This window comes from Marinobacterium sp. BA1 (assembly GCF_041155135.1).
GTDB lineage: Bacteria > Pseudomonadota > Gammaproteobacteria > Pseudomonadales > Balneatricaceae > Marinobacterium > Marinobacterium iners.
In genome coordinates this window covers 3,390,637-3,417,235 of the sequence record NZ_BAAFHC010000001.1, presented here as the reverse complement: position 1 = coordinate 3,417,235, position 26,599 = coordinate 3,390,637, and the positions used below count along the sequence as shown (strand labels likewise).

At 58.3% G+C, this 26,599-nt stretch carries 23 protein-coding genes; 14 read left to right on the top strand and 9 right to left on the bottom strand.

Annotated features, from left to right (window positions below):
- Positions 1-15 precede the first annotated feature (15 nt).
- The 8 genes from ACAM29_RS16630 (at position 16) to ACAM29_RS16595 (ending at position 12,534) form a co-directional block, all read left to right on the top strand.
- Complete coding sequence (locus tag ACAM29_RS16630) at positions 16-1,011, top strand: Bug family tripartite tricarboxylate transporter substrate binding protein (RefSeq protein ID WP_369624783.1); 996 nt, start codon at positions 16-18, stop codon at positions 1,009-1,011.
- The gene (locus ACAM29_RS16625) at positions 1,008-1,454 is read left to right on the top strand and encodes a tripartite tricarboxylate transporter TctB family protein (RefSeq protein WP_091827187.1); all 447 of its coding nucleotides are present in this window, start codon (positions 1,008-1,010) and stop codon (positions 1,452-1,454) included. Before ACAM29_RS16630 ends, ACAM29_RS16625 begins: the two co-directional genes overlap by 4 nt.
- On the top strand, positions 1,454-2,965 hold the full coding sequence (locus ACAM29_RS16620) for a tripartite tricarboxylate transporter permease (protein ID WP_369624782.1): 1,512 nt from the start codon (positions 1,454-1,456) through the stop codon (positions 2,963-2,965). The genes ACAM29_RS16625 and ACAM29_RS16620 overlap by 1 nt, the downstream gene beginning before the upstream one ends.
- Before the next feature lie 288 nt (positions 2,966-3,253).
- On the top strand, positions 3,254-4,708 hold the full coding sequence (locus ACAM29_RS16615) for a circularly permuted type 2 ATP-grasp protein (RefSeq protein WP_091827185.1): 1,455 nt from the start codon (positions 3,254-3,256) through the stop codon (positions 4,706-4,708).
- Positions 4,709-4,711: 3 nt separating this feature from the next.
- Positions 4,712-5,638 carry an alpha-E domain-containing protein gene (locus ACAM29_RS16610; RefSeq protein WP_091827184.1) on the top strand — a complete coding sequence of 309 codons (927 nt, stop codon included), beginning with the start codon at positions 4,712-4,714 and terminating at the stop codon, positions 5,636-5,638.
- Between the two features lie 21 nt (positions 5,639-5,659).
- Entirely contained in the window at positions 5,660-9,040 is a 3,381-nt protein-coding gene (locus tag ACAM29_RS16605; protein ID WP_369624781.1) for a DUF2126 domain-containing protein, read from the top strand.
- A gap of 57 nt (positions 9,041-9,097) precedes the next feature.
- Positions 9,098-11,653 (top strand): circularly permuted type 2 ATP-grasp protein, encoded by a 2,556-nt coding sequence (locus tag ACAM29_RS16600; RefSeq protein ID WP_369624780.1) that lies wholly within the window; start codon positions 9,098-9,100, stop codon positions 11,651-11,653.
- Positions 11,650-12,534, top strand: a complete 885-nt coding sequence (locus tag ACAM29_RS16595; RefSeq protein WP_206837073.1) for a transglutaminase family protein — start codon at positions 11,650-11,652, stop codon at positions 12,532-12,534. Before ACAM29_RS16600 ends, ACAM29_RS16595 begins: the two co-directional genes overlap by 4 nt.
- Before the next feature lie 15 nt (positions 12,535-12,549).
- Here the strand turns inward: ACAM29_RS16595 and ACAM29_RS16590 are convergent, their stop codons facing one another.
- The gene (locus ACAM29_RS16590; RefSeq protein ID WP_369624779.1) at positions 12,550-13,206 is read right to left on the bottom strand and encodes a pyridoxamine 5'-phosphate oxidase family protein; all 657 of its coding nucleotides are present in this window, start codon (positions 13,204-13,206) and stop codon (positions 12,550-12,552) included.
- A gap of 119 nt (positions 13,207-13,325) precedes the next feature.
- On the opposite strand from ACAM29_RS16590, the gene ACAM29_RS16585 reads away from it, so the two are divergent.
- Both ACAM29_RS16585 and ACAM29_RS16580 read left to right on the top strand, forming a co-directional pair.
- Positions 13,326-14,822, top strand: coding sequence for a PLP-dependent aminotransferase family protein (locus tag ACAM29_RS16585; protein WP_369624778.1), 1,497 nt, complete (start codon positions 13,326-13,328; stop codon positions 14,820-14,822).
- Between the two features lie 307 nt (positions 14,823-15,129).
- Positions 15,130-16,812, top strand: a complete 1,683-nt coding sequence (locus ACAM29_RS16580) for a thiamine pyrophosphate-dependent enzyme (protein ID WP_369624777.1) — start codon at positions 15,130-15,132, stop codon at positions 16,810-16,812.
- A 77-nt stretch (positions 16,813-16,889) separates the two neighbouring features.
- Here the strand turns inward: ACAM29_RS16580 and ACAM29_RS16575 are convergent, their stop codons facing one another.
- Entirely contained in the window at positions 16,890-18,140 is a 1,251-nt protein-coding gene (locus ACAM29_RS16575) for a DUF3422 domain-containing protein (protein ID WP_091827245.1), read from the bottom strand.
- A gap of 206 nt (positions 18,141-18,346) precedes the next feature.
- Between ACAM29_RS16575 and ACAM29_RS16570 the strand changes: the two genes are divergently transcribed.
- Positions 18,347-19,000: a TetR/AcrR family transcriptional regulator gene (locus ACAM29_RS16570; protein WP_369624776.1), complete on the top strand. Its 654-nt coding sequence runs from the start codon at positions 18,347-18,349 to the stop codon at positions 18,998-19,000.
- 4 nt (positions 19,001-19,004) lie between these two features.
- Here the strand turns inward: ACAM29_RS16570 and ACAM29_RS16565 are convergent, their stop codons facing one another.
- The 4 genes from ACAM29_RS16565 to ACAM29_RS16550 all read right to left on the bottom strand — a co-directional run bounded on the left by ACAM29_RS16565 (position 19,005) and on the right by ACAM29_RS16550 (position 22,086).
- A complete protein-coding gene (locus tag ACAM29_RS16565) occupies positions 19,005-19,469 on the bottom strand; it encodes a hypothetical protein (RefSeq protein ID WP_369624775.1) in 465 nt (154 codons plus the stop codon).
- Between the two features lies 1 nt (position 19,470).
- A complete protein-coding gene (locus tag ACAM29_RS16560) occupies positions 19,471-20,241 on the bottom strand; it encodes a hypothetical protein (RefSeq protein WP_369624774.1) in 771 nt (256 codons plus the stop codon).
- Positions 20,242-20,472: 231 nt separating this feature from the next.
- Positions 20,473-21,060 carry a peroxidase-related enzyme gene (locus ACAM29_RS16555; RefSeq protein ID WP_369624773.1) on the bottom strand — a complete coding sequence of 196 codons (588 nt, stop codon included), beginning with the start codon at positions 21,058-21,060 and terminating at the stop codon, positions 20,473-20,475.
- A 39-nt stretch (positions 21,061-21,099) separates the two neighbouring features.
- Positions 21,100-22,086 carry an MDR family oxidoreductase gene (locus tag ACAM29_RS16550; protein ID WP_091827174.1) on the bottom strand — a complete coding sequence of 329 codons (987 nt, stop codon included), beginning with the start codon at positions 22,084-22,086 and terminating at the stop codon, positions 21,100-21,102.
- A 174-nt stretch (positions 22,087-22,260) separates the two neighbouring features.
- On the opposite strand from ACAM29_RS16550, the gene ACAM29_RS16545 reads away from it, so the two are divergent.
- The 3 genes from ACAM29_RS16545 (at position 22,261) to ACAM29_RS16535 (ending at position 24,622) form a co-directional block, all read left to right on the top strand.
- A complete protein-coding gene (locus tag ACAM29_RS16545; protein ID WP_369624772.1) occupies positions 22,261-22,800 on the top strand; it encodes a GbsR/MarR family transcriptional regulator in 540 nt (179 codons plus the stop codon).
- 77 nt (positions 22,801-22,877) lie between these two features.
- Entirely contained in the window at positions 22,878-24,155 is a 1,278-nt protein-coding gene (locus ACAM29_RS16540; RefSeq protein WP_369624771.1) for an SDR family oxidoreductase, read from the top strand.
- Positions 24,152-24,622, top strand: coding sequence for a DUF2269 family protein (locus tag ACAM29_RS16535; protein WP_369624770.1), 471 nt, complete (start codon positions 24,152-24,154; stop codon positions 24,620-24,622). Before ACAM29_RS16540 ends, ACAM29_RS16535 begins: the two co-directional genes overlap by 4 nt.
- Positions 24,623-24,637: 15 nt before the next feature.
- On the opposite strand, the gene ACAM29_RS16530 is transcribed toward ACAM29_RS16535, so the two are convergent.
- The 3 genes from ACAM29_RS16530 to eutC form a co-directional block, all read right to left on the bottom strand.
- Positions 24,638-25,231: an NAD(P)H-dependent oxidoreductase gene (locus tag ACAM29_RS16530; RefSeq protein ID WP_369624769.1), complete on the bottom strand. Its 594-nt coding sequence runs from the start codon at positions 25,229-25,231 to the stop codon at positions 24,638-24,640.
- Between the two features lie 60 nt (positions 25,232-25,291).
- A complete protein-coding gene (locus tag ACAM29_RS16525) occupies positions 25,292-25,666 on the bottom strand; it encodes a MerR family transcriptional regulator (protein ID WP_369624768.1) in 375 nt (124 codons plus the stop codon).
- A 105-nt stretch (positions 25,667-25,771) separates the two neighbouring features.
- Complete coding sequence (eutC, locus tag ACAM29_RS16520) at positions 25,772-26,587, bottom strand: ethanolamine ammonia-lyase subunit EutC (protein ID WP_369624767.1); 816 nt, start codon at positions 26,585-26,587, stop codon at positions 25,772-25,774.
- Positions 26,588-26,599 lie beyond the last annotated feature (12 nt).

Genomic DNA, 26,599 nt, shown 5'->3' with positions numbered 1-26,599 from the left:
AGCGAGGATCAAAAAATGAAAATTAAAACAAAACTGGCCGTAGCGACCACCTCACTGCTCATCGGTTTAACCAGCACACCGGTCATGGCAACCGACCCTTTGATTGTCGGCAAAGTCGATTGTATTGCACCAGCGGGCCCCGGCGGCGGCTGGGATTTCACCTGCCGTAGCATCGGTCGCCTGCTGAACAGTTTCACCAACGGCGAGATCACGGTACAAACGTTGAACATGCCAGGCGCAGGTGGTGGCGTCGGATTTGCTCATGTCATCACCAAGCGCAGCGATGATGCCAAGGTACTCGCCGCCGCCAGTACCGCCACAACCGCTCGCCTGGCACAAAACCAGTTCCCGGGCATGAAGTCGGATATGGTGCGCTGGATCGGTGCCATTGGTACAGATCCCGGCATTATTGCCGTGAATCAGACATCAGAGATTGACTCTCTGGAAACACTCATCAGCAAACTGAAACAGGACCCCAGTTCAGTGACGTTTGCCGGTGCCAGTGCCATTGGTGGTTGGGACCACCTCAAGATTCTCATGACCGCACACGCTGCCGGTGTTTCCGACCTGAAGCGCATCAAATACCTCTCCTACAACAATGGTGGTACAGCCGTTACCCAAGTGGTCGGCGGCCATATCGATGTGTTGGTCGGCGTTGCCTCGTCCTCCAAAGGGTTCATTGAATCCGGCGACCTCAAACCACTGGCTGTGTTGGGACGTGACCACTTGAGCCCGCCTTTGGACAAAATCCCGACCTCCTACGAGCTGGGCGTTGATGTAGAAGCCAGCAACTGGCGCGGTTTCTATATGCCCAAAAACGTGTCTGAGAAAGAGTACCAGTGGTGGGTCGACACGCTAAAAGCGGCCAGCCAAACCGATGAGTGGAAAGAGGCCATGGTGCAAAACGGCCTGGAACCGTTCAGTCTGTTCGGTGAAGAGTTTGATCAGTTCGTGAACCAGCAGGTCAATTCTCTGAACCTTATTTCCAAAGACATCGGGATCATCAAATGATAAATCTGGACCGCATTTTGGGTCTGGTATTGCTGACCCTGGCCGTTGCGTACGGCTGGGGCGCATTCAACTTTCCGGTCGCTTTTGCCGGGCCGGAAAGTGTCGGACCCGCAACCTTTCCAAAAATATTGGCATTCATAGTCGGAGCCTGCAGCCTTTACATGCTGGTCAAACCCGACTCTCTGGAAGAAGGTGAAGGTTTCGAGTACAAGGCATTGCCGGAACTACTCCTGGTCCTCGCCGTGCTGGTGCTGTACGTATTCATGATGGAGCCGCTCGGTTTTGTCCTGTCGACAGCGATCATGGTTGCCGTTTTGTGCTGGCGTATGGGGGTTAAGCCGTTGTATGCAGGCGTGACCGGCATTGTCAGCAGCACACTGGTATTTCTGTTATTCCACTTTGGGCTGGCACTGCCGCTGCCCATTGGGCCTTGGGAGGTATAATGGAAACTCTGGGTTTGTTGATGGATGGTTTCAATACGGCTTTGAGCCTTGAAAACTTCTTTTACGCACTACTCGGGTGCTTTATCGGCACTCTTATCGGCGCCTTGCCGGGTCTGGGGCCAGCCAACGGCGTGGCCATCATGATTCCGCTGGCGTTCACGCTCGGCCTGCCACCGGAAACCGCCTTGATCATGCTAACCTCCGTGTACGCTGGGGCGATGTATGGCGGGCGCATCTCCTCAATTCTGCTCAATATCCCGGGCGATGAGCCTGCCATGATGACCTGTCTGGACGGCTATCCGATGGCACGTCAGGGCAAGGCCGCCGAAGCCTTGGCGCTCTCGGCACTGGCCTCGTTTATTGGCAGTTTGGTTGCCACTATCGGCCTTATTTTCCTGGCTCCTGTATTGGCGCGATTCGCACTCAGTTTCGGTGCTGCGGAATACTTTGCTCTCTTTGTACTCGCGTTCGCGACCCTGGGCGGCGTTACAGGCAAGAATCCGGTTAAATCAGCACTGGCCGCCGGTATTGGACTGGCCATCGCGACCGTGGGTATTGACCTTTCCACGGGTACTCAGCGTTATACATTCGATGTACTGGAGCTCTTTGAAGGCATCGACTTCATCGTCGCAATTGTTGGTTTGTTTGCTGTATCCGAGCTGCTGCTGTTTATCGAAGCACATCAGGGGTCCACACCCCGCAGCGAGGTCAAAATGAACCCGCTGCGTCTGAGCTTCGCAAGCGTAGTACAAATACTGCCAACCTCTTTGCGTGGCGGTGTTCTTGGCTTTATCGCCGGCGTTCTGCCGGGTGCCGGTGCATCTCTGGGCAGCTTTGTCAGCTACACGCTGGAAAAACGGATTGTAGGTTCCAAAGGCTATTTCGGTGAGGGAGATCCCCGCGGGATTGCAGCTCCCGAGGCAGGAAATAACGGTGCCGCTTCCGGTGCGCTGGTTCCCATGCTCACGCTGGGCATTCCCGGCAGTGCGACCACCGCGGTTTTGCTGGCCATGCTGGTATCGTTCAATATCACGCCTGGCCCACTGATGTTCACCCAGAATGCCGACATCGTCTGGGGTGTCATCGCAGCGTTGCTGCTGGGTAATATTCTGCTCCTGCTGCTGAATATCCCTTTAGTAGGCATTTTTGTGCGTTTGCTGTCGATACCTCCGCGTTATCTGCTGCCTATCGTCACCATGGTGGCTTTTGTCGGCGTCTACGCCATCAGTCGTTCGGCGTTCGATCTTTGCTTCATGATCGCCTTTGGCGTCATGGGCTACATTTTCCGCAAGGCAGAAATCCCGCTGGTGCCGATTATTCTTGGCATGTTATTGGGGCCCGAAATGGAGAAAAACCTGCGTCATGTAATGCAGATTCACGATGGTGACTGGACCATGCTATGGGACAGCAGTCTGTCTATTGGACTCTGGTGCATCGCGCTTGCGGGACTTATTTTGCCGGCAATTATTGGACCTATTCTCCGGGTTCGTATGCGGCGTACCGCTGACTGAAACATCAACCGATAACCACAGGGGGCCATACAATGCCCCCTTTTTCTTTATGCTGCCGCAGCTACAATCGAGGCCAGACAACACGATTTAACCCACCTTCGTCGCAGCCTTTCGCTTTTGGCCTGTTAATTGCTGTATGCCTCACAGGCAACGGCTAACAGATCGCCAGCTGCACTTTCACAGGGCACGGCTGACGCTCCATGCCGAAAGAGCACCAAAGGTGCACATACCGCGCACGCATCAGCACCATCAGAGTGCGTCGCTTCTGCATGATAGGCAGGTCAGGCTATGACGATGGATTGGAAATCGTATGACCCGAACGGGTATTTTGATGAACTGGTAGGCCGAAATGGCAGCATTCGCCCCCCTGCACGGCAACTGATCCACTACCTTGAGTCCCTTCCTCCTGAAGAGATCGAATCGCGCCGCCAGATGGCAGAGGCCACCATTCAGGAGATGGGTGTCAGCTTCACGGTTTATACCGAGGAAGGCAACATCGACCGTGCCTGGCCGTTCGACATCGTGCCCCGCACCATTTCAGCCAAACAGTGGCGTACCACCGCTGCCGGGCTGGAGCAGCGCCTCAAGGCGCTGAACCTCTTCATCAATGATCTCTACCATGAACAGCAGGTCCTGAAGGACGGCATCATTCCAGCCGAGATCATCACCGAGTCGCGCAACTTTCGACCCGAGTGCATCGGTATCACACCACCACTTGGTGTGTGGGCGCATATCTGCGGTACCGATCTGGTGCGTGACGGTGACGGCGAGTTCTACGTGCTGGAAGACAACCTGCGCGTGCCATCTGGCGTGTCTTACATGCTGGAGAATCGCGCCATCACCAAACGCGTCCTGCCCGAATTGTTCGAGAAGGACGATATCCTGCCCATCGACGGTTACTGTGCCAGCCTGTTCGACATGTTGGCGTCCCTGTCGCCCCGGGATGTCCGCAAGCCCGTCATCGTGGTGTTGACCCCCGGCATCTTCAACTCGGCCTACTTCGAGCACGCATTCCTTGCCCAGCAAATGGGAATCGAGCTGGTAGAAGGGTCAGACCTGATAGTCGGTGACGATGATTGTGTCTATATGAAAACGATCAGCGGCCCTGAGCGGGTAGATGTCATCTATCGCCGTATCGATGATCTGTTTCTGGACCCGTCCGTGTTCAACAAGGACTCCGTACTGGGCGTTCCCGGTTTGATGCGCGCCTGGCAGAAAGGCAAGGTCGCCCTGGCCAATGCGCCCGGTGCCGGCGTGGCCGATGACAAGGTTGTGTACGCCTACGTGCCCGAGATCATCCGCTATTACCTCAACGAAGAACCCATCATCAAGAATGTTGAAACCTTCCTGTGTGACGACCCCGAGCATCGTGCCTACGTGCTGGAGAATCTGGACAAGCTGGTAGTCAAGCCCGCCAATGAGTCCGGTGGCTACGGCATGCTGGTGGGGCCTCACTCCACCAAGAAGGAACAGGCCCAGTTCGCCAAACTGATTCAGGACAACCCACGCAACTACATCGCACAGCCCACGCTGGCACTTTCAACCGCCCCCACGCTGGTCGATAACGGCAGTCTGGAACCGCGTCATCTGGATCTGCGCCCTTTCATCCTGCAGGGACGCGACACCTACGTCACCACCGGAGGACTGACCCGCGTCGCCATGAAGAAGGGCTCACTGGTGGTGAACTCCTCTCAGGGCGGGGGAAGCAAGGATACCTGGATTGTCGATGGGGGGGAGGAATAAGCCATGCTGTCAAAAGTTGCCGAACGTCTTTACTGGGCCGCCCGCTATCTGGAGCGTGTTGAAAACACGGCCCGCCTGGTCAGTGTCTATGACAAGCTGCTGTTCGATTTGCCACGAGAGGTCGATATCAGCTGGTATTCCTTGGTCGAGCTCAACAGTGCCAGTGATCTCTTCAGTGAGCGCTACCGCATTCGTGACGAGCACAACGTGGTCAAGTTCATTCTGGCCGACGATACCAACCCCAGCTCAATGCTGTCGGCGCTGCGCATGTTGCGTGAGAACATCCGCACCAGCCGCGATGTACTGCCGGTGGAAAGCTGGGAACAGATCAACGAGCTCTACCTGTATGCCCAGAACAACATCCGTCTGGGCATCAATCGCAGCAAACGCTACGAATTTCTCGACCAAGTCGTCAGTCGCTGTCAGATGCTGTTCGGCATGCTGTCCGGCACCATGAGCCACGACGCACCTTGGCAGTTCGTCAAGCTGGGGCGTGATCTGGAGCGATCCGATATGACCACGCGCATTCTGGATGCCGGTGCCGCGGCCCTGATCGCGGCCAACGGCGATGCCAGCGTCAACCTGCGTCAGGTGGTCTGGGGTAACGTACTGCGCTCCGCCAGCGCCTATATGAGCTACCGCCGCAGCGTTCGCATGTCGGTCACCGGCCCGGATGTGGCCTGCTACCTGCTGGAAGATGCGCACTTTCCGCGTAGTGTCGAGGCCTGTCTGACCCAACTGGAGATTTCCGCCGGCAAACTGCCGCAGGGGCATCACGTGGTGGAATTGATTCGTGAGATCAATCCCAGCGTCTATCCGATCACAACCGAGGCAGATCTGGGCCCGGCGTTTCGCAGCTTTCTTAACGATCTGCAGATACAGCTCTGCCAGCTCAGCAACCGGATTTCCCAGACCTGGTTTCCTGCCTGAGTCTGCACAGAGGCCCTTATCGTGACCATACGCATAGCGATCAACCACGTTACCGAATACCGCTTTGATCGTCCGGTGAGCCTGTCACCGCATCAACTGAGGCTGCGCCCGGCCCCGCACAGCCGTACCCATATTCACGGCTATACGCTGCGCATCGAGCCGGAAACGCACTTCATCAACTGGCAACAGGACCCGTTCGGAAACCATATCGCTCGTCTGGTCTTCCCGGAGAAAACGACGTCACTGAAGGTTAAGGTCGAGGTGATTGCGGACATGACCGTGATCAACCCATTCGATTTCTTTGTTGAAGAGTATGCCGAACACTATCCGTTCAGTTACGACAAGGCACTGGAAAAAGAGCTTCAGCCCTATCTGGAAGTGACAGAAAACGGACCTCTGTTGAGTAAATGGGTTAAATCAGTATCACGCGAAAAGACGTCCATCATCAATTTCCTGGTCAGCCTGAACCAGCGGCTGGAGCAGGAGATCGACTACGGCATCCGCCTTGAGCCTGGCGTACAGACACCGGAAGAAACTCTGACGCTCAAGAAGGGCTCCTGCCGCGATACCAGCTGGCTGATGGTACAGATTCTGCGCCAGCTGGGACTGGCCGCCCGCTTTGCCTCGGGTTATCTGGTGCAGCTGAAGCAGGATCAGGAGGCACTGGATGGCCCCTCGGGCGCCGCACAGGACTTTACCGACCTGCACGCCTGGTGCGAGGTCTTTATCCCCGGTGCGGGCTGGGTTGGTCTCGATCCAACTTCAGGGCTGTTCGCGGGTGAAGGGCACATACCACTGGCCTGTACCCCGTCTCCCGAGTCAGCCGCACCGATGACCGGCGCGTCTGACACCTGTGAAGTGGAGTTCAGCTACAGCAACAGGGTCACCCGTATTCACGAAGATCCCCGTGTCACCAAACCCTACAGCGATGACCAGTGGGCGGCCATTGACGCGTTGGGCCAGATGATCGACCGGGAGCTGGAGGCCGGTGATGTTCGCCTGACCATGGGGGGCGAGCCGACCTTCGTATCCATTGACGACATGGATTCGGCACAGTGGAACATTGAAGCGCTGGGTGATGACAAGCTCAGCCTGGCCAAGGATCTGCTGCTGCGGCTGCGCCGCCGTTTCGCGCCCAACGGTCTGTTGCACTACGGACAGGGCAAGTGGTACCCCGGTGAGGAGGTCCCGCGCTGGGCGCTGGGCTGTTTCTGGCGCACGGATGGGGAGCCTCTGTGGCACGACACCGAGTTGCTGGCACGCGTTGACCGGGATTATGGCCACGGGCTGGATGAGGCACGCCGCTTCATGCACACCCTGTGTCGCAATCTGGGGCTGCCCTCGCGCTATCTGGTCGAGGCGTTCGAAGACAGCCTCTACTATCTGTGGCAAGAGCAACAACTGCCCGCTAACGTGGACCCGAAAACGTTCGACCTCAAGGACGACATGGAACGTAAGCGTCTGGCACGCCTGCTAAGTCGTGGTCTGGACACGCCCACTGGTATGGTGCTGCCGCTGGGCTGGAACTACAGCACTCAACGCTGGCGCTCAACACCCTGGCCACTGCGCAGCGAACAGCTGACCCTGATTCCGGGAGACTCTCCGCTGGGGTTCCGTCTACCGCTGGGCAGCCTGCCAACGGCGGCAGAAGACGAACTTTACTTTGAGCCCGATGCAGACCCCTTTGCCGAAAAGGCTCCGCTGCCCGGCTATCGTCCTTTTGCCGACATGACGTCGGCGGCACAGCCCAACCCGGCTGACAGCCGCCAGATGATGGATATCCCGGCCGATCAGGAAAGCGACAGCGAGACACCGAGGGTCTGGACCGATGTTCTACGCACGGCACTGTGCATTGAAGCCCGTGAGGGACGTCTGCACCTGTTCCTGCCACCGATCAGTCATCTGGAACATTACGTAGACCTGATCAACCATATCGAACACACTGCGGCCGAACTCAAGCTGCCGGTGGTCATCGAGGGCTATGAGCCGCCGCGTGATCCCCGCCTGCAAAAACTGCTGGTCACACCTGACCCCGGCGTTATCGAGGTGAATATCCACCCGGCCAGCAGCTGGCAGGAGCTGGTGGACAACACGACCGCTCTGTACGAAGAGGCACGCCAGGCCCGACTGGGCACCGAAAAATTCATGCTGGATGGTCGCCACGGCGGTACAGGTGGCGGCAACCACGTCACGCTGGGCGGGGTGACACCCGCCGACAGCCCGTTGCTGCGCCGGCCTGACCTGCTGCGCTCGCTGGTCACCTACTGGCAGCATCATCCCAGCCTGTCGTATCTGTTCTCGGGCATGTTCATCGGCCCGACCAGTCAGGCGCCCCGTGTGGATGAAGGCCGTGACGAAGCCCTTTACGAGCTGGAGATCGCGTTCCAGCAGATGCCGGATGGTCTGGTGGAACAGCCCTGGCTGGTAGACCGGTTGATGCGCAATTTGCTGGTGGACATCACCGGCAACACGCACCGCTCCGAGTTCTGCATCGACAAGCTGTATGCAGCCGGCTCGGCATCGGGTCGTCAGGGCATTCTGGAGTTCCGCGGTTTTGAAATGCCGCCGCATCCACAGATGTCGCTGGTCCAGACTCTGCTACTGCGCGCGCTGGTCGCTCGCTTCTGGAAACAGCCCTACCACAAGCCACTGGTACGCTGGGGAACTGAACTGCACGATCGTTTCATGCTGCCGCACTATGTGTGGTCAGACCTGAAGGACGTGGTCAGGGACCTGCAATATCACGGTCTGCCGTTCCAGCTGGAATGGCTGACGCCGTTCGAGGAGTTCCGCTTCCCTCACTACGGCCGGGTTCAGATCGATGACATGGAGCTAGAGCTGCGCTGGGCGATCGAGCCCTGGCATGTACTGGGCGAGGAAGTGTCCAGCTTTGGCACCGCTCGCTACGTGGACTCGTCAGTGGAACGACTGCAGGTACGCTTGAGCGGCCTGACCGAGGGACGTTATTTGCTGGCCTGCAACGGTCGCCGCGTTCCCCTCAGGGCAACCGGGGTACAGGGCGAATACGTGGCCGGCATCCGCTATCGTGCCTGGAGCCCGCCCTCGGCCCTGCACCCGACCATCGGCGTGCATGCCCCACTGGTGTTTGATGTGATTGATAGCTGGAACGGTCACTCCATCGGTGGCTGCACCTATCACGTCAGCCATCCGGGAGGACGCAGCTACGATACCCAGCCAGTCAACGCCTTCGAGGCCGAGGCGCGTCGGGTCAATCGCTTCCACAATTACGGCTACACGCCGGGCCCTGTTACGCCGCCGCCATTTTACGGCGCTCTGCGTGAATTTTTCCCGCATGATGTGGCACCACGCCCCATGGCACCACCGCTGGAGGAACTGCTGGCCGAGTACCCGCATACTCTCGACCTGAGGCGAAGTTCTTGAACTGTGCAAAAAAACACCTATGATGCCCGCTGACTCCAAGCCAGAGGCCCCTGTACAGTGGCAACCGACAATTTGACTCCGCCGCCGTCGCCTGAACCGCTGCTGCAGTATGCACCGCGGGACGGGCGCTTTGATGAGGCGTTTGCCGCCGACAGCCGTATCCGGCCTCACTGGCAATATGTACTGGATGCCCTGAGCCGGCTTGGCATCGCAGGGTTGCAGAACCGTCAGCACAAAGCACAACGCATCCTGCGTGACGATGGTGCCAACTACAACATGGTGGGCCAGCCCCAGAAAACGCGTGCCTGGGGGCTGGACCCGGTACCGCTGCTGATCGGCAGCGAAGAGTGGAGCCGTATTGAGGCGGGGCTGAGCGAGCGGGCCGAGCTGTTCGATCTGATTCTGCGCGATCTGTATGGTCCGCGTGAACTGATCCGCAACCGTATCCTTCCGGCGGAACTGATTCTGTCTCACAGCGGTTTTTTGCGCGCCTGCCAGGGACTCAACATGCCGGGCGAGCAGCAGCTGATCCTGCATGCGGTGGACATGGTGCGTGGCCCTGACGGCCAGATGCAGGTCGTTGCCGATCGCACTCAGGCTCCAAGTGGTGCCGGCTACGCGCTGGAAAACCGCACCGTGATGTCACGCATCTTGCCAAGCCTGATCCGCGACAGTCAGGTGCATCGCCTTGCCTTGTTCTTTCAGGCGCTTCGACGCAAGCTGAACAGCCTGGCGCCCAATGGCGGCACCCCAAGAGTCGTCATTCTGACCCCCGGGGCCTACAGTGAAACCTATTTCGAGCACACCTACCTGGCCAACTATCTGGGGTATTCGTTGGTACAGGGCGGCGACCTGACCGTACGTGATGGCTTCGTGTGGATGAAGTCACTGGATGGCCTGCACCGCGTAGACGTCATCCTGCGTCGCGTGGATGATATTTGGTGCGATCCGGTCGAGCTGCGCGGCGACTCCCATCTCGGCGTGCCCGGGCTGCTGGAGGCTGTTCGTGCCGGCAATGTGGTGGTTGCAAATCCGCTGGGTTCGGGCATTCTGGAAAATCCGGCCCTGCTCAAGTACATGCCACGCATCAGTGAATTTTTCCTCGGTCATCCACTCACCCTGCCCAGTGCCCGCACCTGGTGGCTGGGTGATCCAGCCGACCGTGAGTATGTTCTGACCCACCTGCCGGAATTGATCATCAAACCCACCAGCCGCCGCCCCGGACAGCAAAGCGTGTATGGAGCACAGCTGGATGAAAAGGGACTGGCACACTGGCACCGGGAGCTGACGCGCAATCCGGCCCAGTGGGTTGCGCAGGAAGCCAACCTGCCGTCGACATCACCAACCCTTCAAAGAGGTGGGCTGCGCCCCAGCCCAACGGTACTGCGCGGCTTTGCCGTAGCCGACGAAGGTTCCTACACCGTGATGTCCGGTGGTCTGACGCGAGTGGCCAGCTCTGACCGACAGATGGTGGTCAGCAATCAGCTCGGTGCCACCAGCAAGGACACCTGGGTACTGGCTTCTGAGCCTCAGCGCCTGACCACGCTGCGAGAGCAGCAAACCTCTCTGCTCAGCGGCGAACAGAGCAGCGATCTGCCCAGCCGTGTGGTTGAAAACCTGTTCTGGATGGGACGCTACTCAGAACGCGCCGAGTCAGCCACGCGGCTGCTGCGTACCACCTTCATGCAGCTGAACAGCGCCAGCACTCTGCCGGACAGCGTGCGACACCAGCTGTTGCAAAGCGTGACCGAAGTCACGGGCACACAGCCTGGTTTCAGCCCACAGGACCCACAGACCTTCGATGACCCTGAAACCGAGCTGCTCAACGTCATTCTCGACAGCGGCCGCTTCGGCAGCGTCTGCAGCAACGTACAGGCCATGCTCAGCTGTACAGAAGAGGCCCGCGAAATGCTGTCCGGTGATACCCACCGAGTCCTGAGCGACTTGAGGGACACCCTCAATGATCTGCCGGCTCAGCTGCAACCGGATAGTCTGGCAGCCCCTGAAGAAGCCTTGGACCCGCTGATTACCAGCCTGCTCGCTCTCTCAGGCCTGAGTCAGGAAAGCATGATTCGTGGCTTTGGCTGGCGCTTCCTCGAAATGGGCCGACGCCTGGAGCGCACCCTGCAAACCACCCTGCTGCTGCGCGCCCTGCTGGTGCCGGTACTGGACGACGATGCCGAAGAACAGCTGCTTGAAGCCGCCCTCATGTGCGGCGAAGTGCTGGTCACCTACCGTCGCCGCTACCGCAGTCAGCCCGAGCTGCGCAACGCCCTGGTGCTTCTCCTGCTTGATCGCAGCAACCCGCGCTCGCTGCAGTATCAGCTGGACCAGCTGACTCAGCATCTGTACGAGTTGCAGGGTGGCGCCTCAACGTCTCTGCTGAGCGAAGAGCGCCGCACATTGCTGGAGGCCCGTACCCTGCTGCAGCTGTCCCGTGCCGAGCAACTGGCCGAGCTGGATGATCAGGGACAGCGCCAGGCACTGGATACACTGCTCAGCCAGCTGTTTGAGCGCCTGACGGCAACCGCCACCCTGATTGCCGGCCATTACTTTGAGCATCAGCGCAATCCGCAGCAGCTGGTAAATACCCGATGGGGTGACGAGGAATGATCTACCGTATCCGCCACATCACGCGCTATACCTATGAGCAGCCGGTCAGCCAATGTTTCAACAAGGCGCACCTGCTGCCGCGCAATACGCCCTCCCAGCGCTGTCTGGACAGCCGTATTGAAGTGACGCCCAAGACAGGCTGGCTGCGCGAACACCTGGACTATTTTGGCAATCGCTACTGCTATTTCATGCTGCAGGAACCGCACAAGCTGCTCGAAATCGACATCACCAGCCGCATCGACGTGAACCCGGGACAGCCGGAAAGTGCGCTGGACCTGGGTTGCAGCATCAGCGAGGCCCGTGCCCGCATCGATCTGGCCGCTGACGAAGAGACCCTGCTGGCGCGGGAATTCCTGCTGGATTCGCCCATGATCCGCGCCAGCAAACAACTGCGTGAGTATGCAGCACCGAGCTTTTCCACCGAACGCACCCTGCTCTCGGCCGTTCGCGAGCTGACCCAGCGCATCTACGAGGACTTCACCTACGACCCGGAGTTTTCCACAATCGCCACGCCACTGCATGATGTGCTGAGACACAAACGCGGCGTCTGCCAGGACTTCGCACATCTGGCGATCGGTTGCCTGCGCGCGCTGGGCTTCCCGGCCCGCTATGTCAGCGGCTATCTGGAAACACTGCCGCCGCCCGGTCAGGAAAAGCTGGTGGGGGCCGATGCCTCTCATGCCTGGTTTGCCGTGTATTCGCCGGGTGACGGCTGGTTCGAGTTTGACCCCACCAATAACAACATGCCCGCCGGCCAGCATATCGTGACCGCCTGGGGTCGCGACTATGCGGACGTTACGCCGCTGCGCGGCATCATATTTGACGGTGGCGGTGAACAGACACTGGAGGTTTCAGTGGATGTTGCTCGGCTGCAGGGCTGATCACCCGTCAACCCTTTACCGAGGCAGGGTGGGCTTCTCATAAGCCTGATCCTGCCGTTGATCCTGCTGAAATCCGGCCCAGCCAGCCGCTACTGGCACAACCCCGGCCCAGACCGGCCAGTCCATATCCGCCTCATCGTCAGCAACGCCTGCGGCACGAACCTTCATTGACGCCTCATCCAGCCTGATCCGGAGCACCCCAGTTGCCTGCACTTCGCTGTCTGTTACCGGCCGAAGCTGAGGCCAGCGCCCTGGGCTGATCTTGTTGATGAAACGCTCAAAGTGATGCCGCTTCTCAGCCGGGTCCGTCACCGCTTCCGGCACACCATATACCATCACCGAACGATAGTTCACTGAGTGGTGAAACGCTGAACGCGCCAACACCAGCCCATCCAGAGTTGCCAGCGTAACGCAAACTTTCTGTGCCTCGGTTTCACAGCCATGGATATTGGCTGCTCGGCTGTGGCCATGCCAATACAGGTAGTCACCCTCACGCCAGTGACAGGTCGGAATGACACGCACCTGTCCGTCAAGCTGAAACCCCACGAAGCACAACAGCGACTGATCAATGAAATCCAACATGTTTTGCCGGTCACTGACCGCCCGTTTGGCTCCGCGTTTGATACGTGTCAGCTCTGTCGCCGAAAGCGTTCCCGTTGAAGTGTGTGACATCGCATGACTCCTGTGTCCAAGGCAGATCCGAAGACCTGCCAAAAATGGTTTGAAGACACACTCTAGCGGCATCAGGTATTCTTAAAAATATCCAGTTCTTGATTATTTATACATACCAGATGAGCACTTCGGGCAATACTCGCAGCGGCCATATCCCATTCTCGCTGGAGCCAGGCGAGGGACCGTTCTACCGGCAGTTGATGGAGCAAATTCAACAGGCCATCAACCAGGGTCTTCTGCAGCCAGGTGACCGGTTGCCTGGCAGTCGTGCCATGGCACACATGTTGGGTGTTTCCCGCAGCACCCTGGTCAGCACCTACGAACGGTTGATTGCCGAGGGCATACTGATCAGTCGCCCCAAAAGTGGTGTGTTCGTGGCAGACCAGCCACAAACCGCCATTGCGTTACCGCGATCTGTAGTAACTCAGCCGTCAGAACTGTTGCTGGCATTCGATTCCGGTGCTGACCCAAGTGTGTTTCCCCACAAAAGTTGGCAAAAAAGCCTGCGTGCCAGTTGGCGCAAGCCCGACCCTCGTATACTCGAGGATGCTTACCCCTTTGGATATCCCGGGCTGCAACAGGCGATTGCCGATTACCTGTATCAGCTACGCGGGCTGCAATGCAGCCCCGAGCAGGTTCTGATAACAGCCGGCAACCGTGATTCACTGACATTACTGCGTCATGCCTTCAGATTGATCAGCCCTGCCAGCCAATGGCTGACCGAAAACCCATCCTACCCCCCCATCCGCCGCCTGCTGGCAAACTGGGCGACCAACGATCAGGCTCGTTTCTTGTTACCGCAGGACGCTGAAGGCTGCATGCTGCCATCGCTTGATGCTCAGGCGGCACCACCCATAGTGGTACTGACCCCCAACCGTCAGTACCCTTCGGGCATTGCTCTTGGATCGCAGCGGCGCCAGCAGTGGCTGCAACGTTTACAAGAGCAGTCTATCTGGGTGGTCGAAGATGACTATGACAATGATTTTTGCTTTCAAGGCCGCACCGGCGTACCGCTTATGCAGGCTGACCGCTCGGAGCGTGTGTTTTTTGTCGGCAGCCTGTCCAAAGTGCTGTTTCGAGGACTCAGGCTGGGATTCATAGTTGCCCCTCGTACTCATGTGCCTGCATTAAGGCAGAGCCGCATACAACTTGGCGGGGCTGCTGCATTGCCGACACAGCCGGTTGTGGCCGAGTTCATGAACAGCGGTGAGTTTGGCCGTCATATCAATCGCATGCGTCGTCATTATCGACACAAACGAGATCACCTGCTGACTCTGTTGGAACAGTACCTCTCTTGCTGGTTTGAATGGCAGGTACCGCAGGGTGGCATGCATTTGATTATTCGCTTCACCTCAGAGACAACAACCCGATTACATGCACTGCTGGGCGATGGCCCCCTCGATCAGCAGTTGGCCACACAACTCCGACAGGATGGCATCAAACTGGAGCCCCTTTCCACATACTATGCAGCCTGGGAAGAACAGCTGCTTCAGCAACCGGATGACGCATTGATACCAACGGCAGGCTTTATTCTAGGCTACACCCGCCCTGATGAAGACAACATGCGAACTCTGTTGCACACTCTGGCTACCCGACTGAGCGCAGTACTGGATTAATACGCCCAAACTGGCTAAGGTGGGTGGAAAGTAACCATGGCTGCAAGGCATGCTCAACGGTTCAATGCATAAACATCAATGGCGACTCTCGATCGGCCAACACTGGTCGCGCAGTATCCGTGGTATCGCCATCCCCCCTCCCCGCGTCAATGGACAGATCTGATCTGGCCACGCTTGCTCACATCTCCACTTTTTTCGGCTAAGCCATTGGCTCGGCATCATATGCCGGCTGCTCTTGGCCCCTGTGTGGCTGGCCAGATCACTCACCCAAGGTTTCATTTTTCACCTGACATGAGTTGTCTGCCTTATGAACGCTGCAATCAAGAACACCCGGCGAACCATGACCGCCGGCGAAGCCATGATCGAATCCGCCATGGCCAATGGCGTCGACACCCTATTCGGTATACCCGGTGCCCAGATCTACCCGCTGTTTGACGGTATCCACAAACAGGGGCTGAATTTGATCGTGCCACGCCACGAACAGAGCGCCGCCTACATGGCCATGGGCTATGCCAAATCCACCGGCAAAACCGGCACCTTCGCCGTGGTGCCCGGCCCCGGTATTCTCAACACCACTGCCGCTCTGTGCACCGCCATGGGCAACTGCAGCCCGGTGGTGGGTTTGACCGGTCAGGTGCCATCGTCTTTCCTGGGTCGGGGCCGAGGCCACTTGCATGAACTCAAGGATCAGGCCGGCACGCTGAAATCGATCATCAAAGACGCCTTCAGCATCCAACAAGCGAAAGACACGGCTGCGGTAATGAATCAGGCCTACCAGACCGCTCGCAGCGGCCGGCCGGGACCGGTTACCGTTGAGATGTGTTGGGATACCATGGCCACCGAGTCCGAATTTGAATCGCTGACACTGGCCCCAGTCGACGACGCGCTGCCCGAGATCAATCCGGATGCCCTCAAATCCGCCACCGAGATGATTGCCGGTGCCCGCAGGCCGATGATCATGTGTGGTGCCGGTGCGCTGCATGCCTCCGAGGAAGTAACCGCCTTGGCCGAACTGCTCAATGCACCGGTCACGGCTTTTCGCAGTGGTCGCGGCGTAGTCGCTGAAGACCATCCTCTGGGCCTGTCAGCAGTGGCCGCACGCCAGCTCTGGGATGACTGCGACCTGCTGATCGGCATCGGCTCCCGTCTGGAGATGCCCTACCTGCGCTGGGGTAACTACATGACGTACGAGCGCAAGCCGAGCAGTGGCCCCAAGCTGATCCGTATCGATATCGATCCTGAGCAAATGAGTATCTTCGAGCCAGACGTCGGGATTGTGGGAGACTCGGCACAGGCGTGCCGAATTCTGCATGATCTGTTGCTGGATAAGGTGTCACCCGATGAAAATCGTCTGGACGAGATTGCCCGGGCCAAGGTGATGGCCCGGGACGCGCTGCAAGGCGTACAACCGCAGATGGCTTATCTCGATGTGATCCGGCAGGTGCTGCCACGCGACGGTTTTTACGTGCCTGAACTGTCACAGATGGGCTTCACCAGCTGGGTCGGCGGCTTGCCGGTACTCAAGCCACGCACCTACGTTGAAGGCGGCTATCAAGGGACCTTGGGCTACGGCTTCCCTACCGCGCTGGGGGTGAAAGTGGCCAACCCGGACAAGGCCGTGGTCTCCGTCAGCGGTGATGGCGGTTTCATGTTCGGCGTGCAGGAACTGATGACCGCCGCCGAGTTCAATATCGGACTGGTCAGCATCGTGGTTAACAATCGCTCCTACGGCAATGTGCGCCGCGATCAGCAAATGGGGTTTGGCAGCCGCTTCAGCGGCTCCGAGTTAAAGACACCGGACTTCGTCAAGTTGGCGGATAGTTTCGGGGTGCGTGGCTACCGTGTCGACAGCCCTCAGGCGCTCAAGCTCGTGCTGGAAAAGTGCATCGAACTGAACCAGCCCTGCCTGATCGAGATCCAGTCCGAACGCGGCCTTGAGAGTTCACCCTGGCCGTTTATTCATCCGCAGGGACGCCTGGCTGTGGAGTGATACGCGGGCGCCCTGTCCCGTACCGGCAGGGCGTGCCATGCCTCGATCACACTGCAACAGGTAGACTGAGACCTGCGCTATTCGTCGTCATAGCCCTTAAGCAATCGGCGCAAATACCAGAACAGTCCCACTGCCAACAACGGCACCAGCAGGCTCAGCCCCAGCGACAGCTGGCGTTCCAGTTCGGTATCACCCAGGATGTTTCTCAGCGTACGGTCGATCAGGTCGAAGGCGTAGTAGGTCACCACGATCACGGTGAAGCTTTCCAGTTTGGCCTGCATGCGGATCTGACGACGGGCACGCTTGTTCAGCCCTTCCAGCAGGTCCTTGTTCTGCCCCTCGATGGAGAGATCCACCTGAGAGCGGACCAGGTCGGTGGAACGGGCGATTCGCTTCGACAGCCGTTCAATACGTTCACCGGTCGCCTTGCAGGTACGCCGGGCCGGGTCCAGCCGCCGATCCATGAACTGCTCGATGGTCTGAATCCCCTCCAGCCGTTCCTCGCGCAGCTCTTCGATGCGACTGTACATCAGGGCAAAATAGGCTTCTGAAGCCGCCAGACGGTTGGCACTGCGGGCGGACAGATCCTCCACCCGCGCCGCCTGCTGCATCAGCTGGTGTATCAGCTCTGCCGGTTCACGGCGTGCTTCGGCAATCGAGGCCACGGTTTCCGCCAGTGCCTGATCCAGCGCGGTCACCTCGGGCATCACCTCATTGCTCAAGGGCAGTCCCAGCAATGCCATATGCCGGTAGGTGTCGATTTCACAAATACGCTGCAACAGCCGCCCACAGCGGTAGTCGATCATCTTCGGCTGCTGCAGCACCAGCACACGACTCATGCGACTGTCAGAACGTTCACGGAAGTCAGTGAACACCTGTCCCGCCGCCCCCATCACCGAGGAACCGGACACCTGGTGATCGTTGAAGTGCTGCTCCAGCAACGGCTCCGGATCAGTTCCCACATCGGGTTGGCAGATCACCTCCACGCCACAGAGATAGGCTCCCGGCAGCTGTTCGCGTTCTTCATCGGTGAAGGCGGGAGGTTCTGTGGTTGCCAGCGCATAGAGGGTCAGACTGTAAAATTCGCCATGCGGTTCAAAACGCAACGCCCAGCGGTCATTCCGCGTGAAGAAAAAGCCTTCGCTATTCTGCGGCAGCGGCAGGCCTTTCAGGCTGGCCAGCTGTCGCACACTGCGGTTCACCGCTTCCTCTGCCACACCCTCGTACAGAATTGCCTGGTGACACAGCGCCAGTGGGCCGCTGAGTTTATGAAACGGGCGCGCATGGACTTCAGCAACGATTTGGTCACGCAGTGAATGGTCGTGCATACTGGCGAAGCTCCCGGACAGCAGGGTGAAAGTGTTAACAGGCAGCATACCAGACACGGATTAAGGAGTTATGCACGGATGTCTTTGGATGAAACGCACACCCTGCAAGACTGAGCACCAGGTTATACACGGGTCCCTCCAGCCAAAACTAGACACTTGGTCTAATTATTCCGATAATTCGTGCATCCGTTACAGAACGAGCCCACATGAATTTGACAACACCCGAACGCCCGGCACGCCGCCGCGGCCGGCCACCCAAGAACAGCGCCCGCCCCTACTCCGAAGTGCGCCAGGCACTGGTTCAGTCGGGGCTTGCCATGCTGACCGAGAAGGGCTACAGCTCCGTCGGTATCGACGAGATCCTGCGTTCTGTCGATGTCCCCAAGGGGTCCTTCTACCACTACTTCAAGAGTAAGGAAGAGTTCGGCCAGGAGCTGATCGGCGCCTACGGTCAATATTTTGCCCGCAAGCTGGACCGCTTTCTGCTGGATGACGCCTTTGCACCGCTGCAACGCATCCGCAACTTCGTGCAGGATGCCAGCGAGGGCATGACACGCCACCAGTTCCGACGCGGCTGCCTGATCGGCAACCTGGGCCAGGAAATGAGCCTGCTGCCGGAGTCCTTCCGGGGACAACTGAAAGCGGTGTTCGAGGACTGGCAACAGAGAACAGCGGACTGCCTGAGAGCGGCTCAGGCATGTGGCGAGCTATCGACCGCTCAGGACTGCGACCAGCTGGCCGAGTGGTTCTGGATCGGTTGGGAAGGCGCAGTACTCAGAGCCAAGCTGGAGGCGTCACCCGAACCCTTGCAGCGCTTTGCCAGCGGCTTTTTCCAGCTGCTGCAGCCTGATACCGATTAAGCCGTCACTGACTCAGTTCCACTTTGAAGGGCCGCTGACAGAATTTTGCGAGAGACTGGCCATGCTCTTCCATTTCGCTGCGCGCTCTTTTGCGCATCAGGATGACCCGTTGTCCATCGTCCATGATCACAACCAGGCTGAAACCATGTCGCTCGAGAAAGGTTTTAGTCACGCAAAAACCCGCAATCCGATCCAGCGGCAACTCTGACCGCGCAATGGGATACAGGCTACTGAGATGATGCGTCAACGTCCCCTTGTTCTTGTCGATCAGCAGGTAGTGACGCACACATAAGCCATGCAAGGCCAGAGTCGCTACCAGGGCCCAGCTCAGGATAACCGGAAACTCACTGGAGAGGCCCAGATACACCATCAGCAGTGCCGCCAGCATGAATGGAATCGCGACAATCCGGAGTTTACGCGTCAGAACAAGCTTACCGATATTAGGTGACGACGACGTCCAGGCACTCATCCTAGGCCCCTCCCTTGTTCGCAAGCAGGCTCAAGATCACACCCAACACAAGAAAGACCGGGAAAGGCAGTGCCAGCTTGAGAAATATCCGCTGATCCCAAACAGAAGCGTATTTCATCTGGGCGTCCGTGATGGAGGCACTGGATTCGTACTCAGCTCTGCTGTCAGCCAAGGGAGATTTGGAGCCGTGAGCGACCTTTTCAGGGTCTGCATCGTTAAGTGAGCCTGTTTCCCGTTGGCTTTGAAGTTCAATTTCTTCTGGCCACTGGGACACGCGATCAAACGCGGGTACAGCGAAATACTGGTGAATGAATCTTGCCAGCTGACGCGTCTCTTCGAGGCTGCCAATGGTGTATTTTTGACCGGCAATCTCAAGCAGGCAGCCTTCCGAGAGTTCCGCTATGGGCGCGACCACCGCACGCTGGTTTGCCAGCGCCCCTTGCGACTGCACGGATCTGCCAAGCCCCCACCAGGACTTTTCAAGTTGTATCGCACGACCGGCAGCGTCCAGCACCAGGTGTCGTCGTACACCCAACGCAAGAGCCGTAAAGAAGATGAGAAAAACGGAAGTACCGATGTAGAGAACCTGCTCGATACCATCAAGCACGACCGACATCAGCAAGGATCCCAGCAAACAGACCAGCGCAATAACACCCCAGATAATCCACTTCACTTGGCCTGAGGTTCTGAAATAGAACTGGTTGTCAGACGTTCGCTTCAGGTGCATTCGAGCACCCTTGCTTAACGCGAGATAGTCCGCCTGTTGCGACATAGCCCTTCCCTGAGTCATTGATGGTCACATTCTGGCCGAGAATCTTAACACGGGATCGCCCTGTCAATTCACAGGCCTGATTGATCTCCTCAATGTCAGCAGGCGATGACTGAAGCGACTGGCTTTATAGATCGCGATCTGTCCCCGGACTCATCCAGCAATGCTCGCAGCGACTGACATATCCACCAAAAATGAAGATCACCAGGCGCATCCTGCCCCTGGTGAATCAACTCAGCGCGGCTGGCGACCGAGGTTGTAGAACTCGGCATTCGGGCGCATGCTGGTCACGTTGGCCATACGGTTCGACAGGCCGAAGAAGGATGATATCGCCGCGATATCCCAGATATCGTCCTCGTCAAAACCCTGCGCCTTGAGAGCCGCAAAGTCCTCTTCAGCCACCGCGTAAGCCTGCATCGACACCTTGACGGCGAAATCCAGCATCGCCTTCTGACGTTCGGTGATATCAGCCTTGCGATAGTTGACCGCCACCTGATCGGCAATCAGCGGGTCCTTGGCCCGTATCCGCAGGATGGCCCCGTGGGCCACCACGCAGTACTGGCACTGGTTCAGGTTGCTGGTCGCCACCACGATCATTTCACGCTCGGCAATCGTCAGATTGCCCGGCTTTTCCATCAAGGCATCATGGTAGGCAAAGAAGGCACGAAACTCCTCCGGCCGATGTGCCAACACCAGAAACACGTTAGGAACAAAACCGGCCTTTTCCTGCACCGCCAGAATCCGTTCACGGATATCTTCCGGCATATCAGACAGCTCCGGCACCGGGAAACGGCTGATGGCCTGTTGTTTCACTTCACTCATTACGACTCTCCTGATTGTCGGGACTCTCATCCCTGATCATTACTCGCCGGCAACCGGCACCACGATGCGGCCGCGGATCTGGCCTTTCATCATCAGCGCGGCCTGATCAATCACCTGCTCGAAAGGCACATCGGTGATCAGGTTTTCCAGCTTGTTGATATCCAGGTCCTGTGCCAAACGCTGCCAGGCTTCCAGACGTTCGGCCTTGGGAGCCATCACGCTGTCAACACCGACCAGCGTCACGCCACGCAGAATGAACGGCGCCACTGTGGCCGGGAAGCCCATACCGGCCGCCAGTCCACAGGCCGCCACCACACCACGGTATTTCATCGCAGCACAGACGTTGGCCAGCACCTGGCCACCGGCCACGTCGATGGCACCGGCCCACTGCTCTTTCGCCAGAGGACGGCCTTTCTCGCTGTACTCGGCACGGTCTACGATGCTGGATGCTCCCAGCATTTTGAGGAAGTCAGTTTCTTCCGGGCGACCGGTCATGGCCGCCACGTCGTAACCCAACTTGGCCAGAACCGCCACGGCCACACTGCCGACGCCGCCAGCGGCACCGGTGACCAGGATCGGGCCATCTTCAGGTTTCACGCCCTGTTTCTCCAGCGCCAGCACACAGAGCATCGCCGTGTAGCCGGCAGTCCCCAGCCCCATCGCCTGACGCTCAGTAAACGGCGCCTGCAGCGGGATCAGCCAGTCGCCCGGCACACGGACTTTCTCGGCCAAACCGCCCCAGTGCTTCTCGCCCACGCCCCAGCCGTTCAGGACCACATGATCACCTGGCTTGAAATCCGGGTTGTCAGACGATTCGACCACGCCGGCAAAGTCAATGCCCGGCACCATCGGGTAGGACTTGGCGATCGGCGCACTGCCGGTCAGCGCCAGCGCGTCCTTGTAGTTCATGGTGGAATACGCCACCCGCACGGTCACGTCACCCTCGGGCAACTGGGCATCATCCAGTTCCTTGAAGGCAACGGTCTGCTGGTCTTCTGCCTTGTCGAGTACGATCGCTTTGAACATAGATCCTCCTGCGGATTGAGCATTTCGGCCGGGCGGCCATAATTAGACGACTGTCTAATTAATGCCAGTAATCAGTCTTGCTGTCCACCTATTTTGGACACTTTCATGCGATTGTGCATAACCGATGTTGACGATTTTGGATGTTTGCACTAATTTCTGTAATGACAGAAATAAATGAAAGGCACCATCATGCAGCTCAGTCCGACCATGCAAACCTTTATTCTTCACTGGGGAGAGATGGGCTCTCGCTGGGGGGTGAACCGTACCGTGGCACAGATTCATGCGCTGCTCTATTTGGCTGGCGAACCCCTGACAGCTGAAACCATTACCGAAACGCTGGGCGTGGCACGCTCGAATGTGAGTACCAGCCTGCGAGAGCTGCAGTCCTGGGGACTGGTTCATACCTCTCAGAAGCTGGGCGACCGACGCGACTTTTTCGCCTCTCAGCAGGATGTGTGGGATATCTTCATGACCATCATGGAAGGCCGCAAGCAACGCGAGCTGGACCCGACGCTGACCACCCTGCGCAGCTGCTCGGTTGAAGGCAAGGAAGACAGCGAAACACCCGCCGAGGTACAGGCTCGTATCGATGACACCCTTGAGTTTCTGGAGCAGCTGATCAAGTGGTATGGCCAGATGAAATCGGTCGACCGCAATACGCTGATCAAGCTGATGAAACTGGGTGCCCGTGTGCAGAGCCTGATGGGCAAGTAAAAAATTTACCCGTTTATTTCTGTTTTGACAGAAATAACAAAAACCACTACGCAACGGATCTGCACTGGAGGTACCTCATGCGTGTACTGCTGACCGGCGCCACCGGCTTTATTGGCCAACACCTGCACCGCGCATTGTTGGCAGAGGGACATGAAGTGGTCGCCTGCTCCCGTCAGCACCCTGACCTGCCGTGCTTGGACTTTTTCCCCTGTGATTTTTCACACGACCTGAGTCCCGAGGACTGGCTTTCCCGTCTGAGCGGCCTGGATGCTGTCATTAATGCAGTGGGCATTATTCGGGAGCGCTCGGGCCAGCGTTTTAATGCCCTGCATACGCAGGCCCCCAAGGCCTTGTTCGGCGCCTGTGCTCAAAAGGGCATCACCCGGGTCATTCAGATTTCGGCATTGGGAGCTGATGAGCAGGCCGAAACCACCTACCATCTGAGCAAGCGGGCGGCCGATGACTTTTTGGCCCAGCAACCACTGAACTGGCTGATTCTACGCCCTTCTCTGGTGTACGGACCCGGCTCTGCCAGCAGTGAACTGTTTGCCGGCCTTGCCGCACTGCCGCTCACGCCTCTGATCGGTGACGGGCAACAACCAGTGCAGCCAATTCATATCGATGATCTGGTCAAAGCGGTGCTGACCGCCCTTACTAACCAGGCGCCTTCTCGGCAACGGATCGATTGTGTCGGCCCCACAGCCCTGAGTTTCAAAGACTGGCTCAACGGCTGGCGCCAGTGGCTGGGTAAAGTCACCGCTCCATCGATACGAGTACCCTTCATCCTCGCCCAGTCAGGTGCCCGTGTGTGTGCGCCCTTCAGCCGCCTGCCGGTGGATACAGAGAGCTTGCAGATGCTGCAACGGGGTAATACGGCCCCGGTCGAACCCTTTAAGCAGGTATTTGGATTTACGCCTCAGCCATTCGAGCACAGCATCGAACAGACGCCAGCCAGTCGTGCCGAGCGCCAGCAGGCCGGGTTATTCTTCCTCTGGCCATTACTGCGCTTGAGCCTGGCCTTCATGTGGATCTGGACCGGGATGACCTCGGCCCTTTGGTACCCAGTGGATGAGAGCTATCAGATGCTCGCTGCAGTAGGCCTGTCAGGTGTCGCCTTGCCCATCGCCCTCTACGCTGCTGCGCTACTGGATACGCTGCTGGGATTGGCGCTGCTGCTGAATTATCGGCTTCGGCTCGTGCTGCTGACCCAAGTCGCCATGGTGCTCGGGTATAGCCTGATCCTCACCTTTTGCCTGCCCGAATTCTGGCTTCACCCTTTCGGCCCAATCAGTAAAAACCTGCCACTGATTGCCGCCAGCTTGATGCTGTACGTTCGCGAAGGAGACGCACAATGAGTATCTATTTAATCCTGAAATCAGCCCATATCCTCAGCGCCTTTTTGCTGTTCGGCACCGGTCTGGGCAGCGCCTTTTACAAGTACATGAGTTACCGCGGCGGAAAGGTTGCCGCCATTGCCGAAACCGATCGGTTGGTGGTGCTGGCCGACTGGCTGTTCACCACCCCAACCATTCTGATCCAGCCTCTGACCGGTGTGGCGATGTTGTGGGTCATAGGCCTGCCGATCACCACCCCCTGGGTGATGCTTACCTTCGCCCTCTACCTGCTGGCAGGCCTGTGCTGGTTGCCTGTGGTCTGGTTGCAGCTGAGGATGAAAGCGCTGTCCCGGCAGGCTGCTGCCGATAATGCGCCGCTGCCGGACAGCTACCATCGCTACAGCCTCTACTGGTTCTGGCTGGGTGTGCCGGCGTTTTTCGCCATGCTCGCCGTGGTCGGACTGATGGTGTTCAAGCCATATTTCTGATGACAGGTTCTGCGATCAGGCACACTCGACCGCAAACGTTTCACTGGACTCACGATGCCCCAACTCTCTGACTGTCGCGGCCCAGCTCTCCCTCTCTGCTTCGCTGGAGAGGATAAGCGAACCGAACAGGCTGTGCTCAACGGGCGCTACGCCACAGAACTGGAGGGTGTAGCGTCCCAATTGTTCAAGCACAGGAGCGGCCTGCTCTTGCAGAAAATCGGGCAGGTTGTCCATGGTCAGGATGATGCGGGCACTCTTGCCAACTAACAGAGGCGCGGGCATACCCTCTTCGTAGTTAAAGGTGACGCCCGGCAGGAAGGTGCGATCCAGCAGTCCCTTGCATGCAGCGGGCAAACCGCCCCACCAAATCGGCGCCAGCATGACAATGTGGTCTGCACTCAGGAGGGCGGTTTGCAGCTGTTGCAGGTCCGGCTCAAGGGGGTGTTCCTGGTCATAGCCAGAAGACAGGTTGGCATTAAAGCGAAGCTCTGACAGATTGAAGCGGGTGACCTCGGCATGCGGCCTGGCACCTGCTTCATACTGATCGGCCAGATGGTTACAAAAGCTGTCGGATTTGGGGTTACCGTTAATTAGCAGAATGGATTTCATGGATATCAGCTCTAAGGATTGAAGAGCTGACAAGCCTAAACCCTGCCCCATGGGGGAGGGTCAAGCTCTGCAACCAGCGGGCTGATCAGCAGGCTCAGGACTATTCATTTCCGCGATGCACGCATCCAGCTGCTTCACGTTAGCCTTCAGACGTTCAATTTCCTGAAGTAACGCCTGCCGATAGTCTGTCAGATAGGCGTTCACATGCGCCCAGTCGATCTCACCCTGGACGTAACGAATGGCCGTCTTGATCTGTGACACGCGCATTCCCATCTGCCGCGCTTCAATAATCAGCTTCAGCAGCTGCACATCCGCCTCACGGTACAGACGGTAGTTTGCATTACTGCGTGTTGGTCTGATCAGACCCGCCTCTTCATACAACCGTATCGCCTTTAGCGTCAGCCCTGTGCGCTTTGCCACTTCACCAATAAACATCCCTGTCGTCTCCGGCCCGACTTTGCTTTGATCGCTGCACCCGATATCAGCCCCCGAATAGGTGACTCACCCACCGCCATCATACCCTGAGCGTTGCAGATCTGATCACTCCAGCAGGAAATTGCGCTGGCCTTCCCCTTCCAGTGCCTCGGCGTCACCGGATTCGTCTTTCAGCTCGACACCAGAGAGTTTGCGCCGCAGGGACTCCCTGACCAGCCAAAGCAGGCGTTCGGCCGCATCCTGCGGCGAGATACCGGCCGGACGGATATTGGAAATGCAGTTGCGTGCGGCATCGGTCAAACCGACGCGCGGGTTGTAGGTGTAGTAGATGCCCAGACTGTCCGGCGAGCTGAGCCCCGGTCGCTCACCCACCAGCAGAATCACTACTCGACTGTCCAGCAACTCACCGACTTCGTCCCCCACCGCGACTCTGCCCTGCTGCACGATGCAGACCGGTGATCGGGTCAGTCCTTCAGCCGCCAGGCGCTGATCCACTTCGGCCGCGACCCGTGCCGCATGACGCTGTACCGCCGTAGACGAAAGACCATCGGCGATCACGATGGTCGCGTCGCTGGCGGGTTGCTGTTCGCTCAGCTGTTTCAGCAAGGCCGCCGAGTCGGCATCCAGCCGTCGTCCCTTGTCCGGCCGTTGCAGGTAGGTTGCGCGATCCTCCGCCTGACTGTGCAGCAACAGGCTCTGCAGCCCGGCCTCCGTCAAGTCAGACTGAAGCTGCCTCACATCCAGCGGTATATGCACGGCATCCCGTGCGCGGGCATGGGCCTGCTGGAACGCCAGCTGAGGCGCCGTCGGCTGGCTGATGCCGCTGCGACCCAGCCCGATGCGGGCATCGGTATGGCGGCGCAGGCTGGCCCAGCTGTTGGACGTTACGATCTGATGTTTATCCACAGGATTCTTTTCCACAATCAGGCCTCC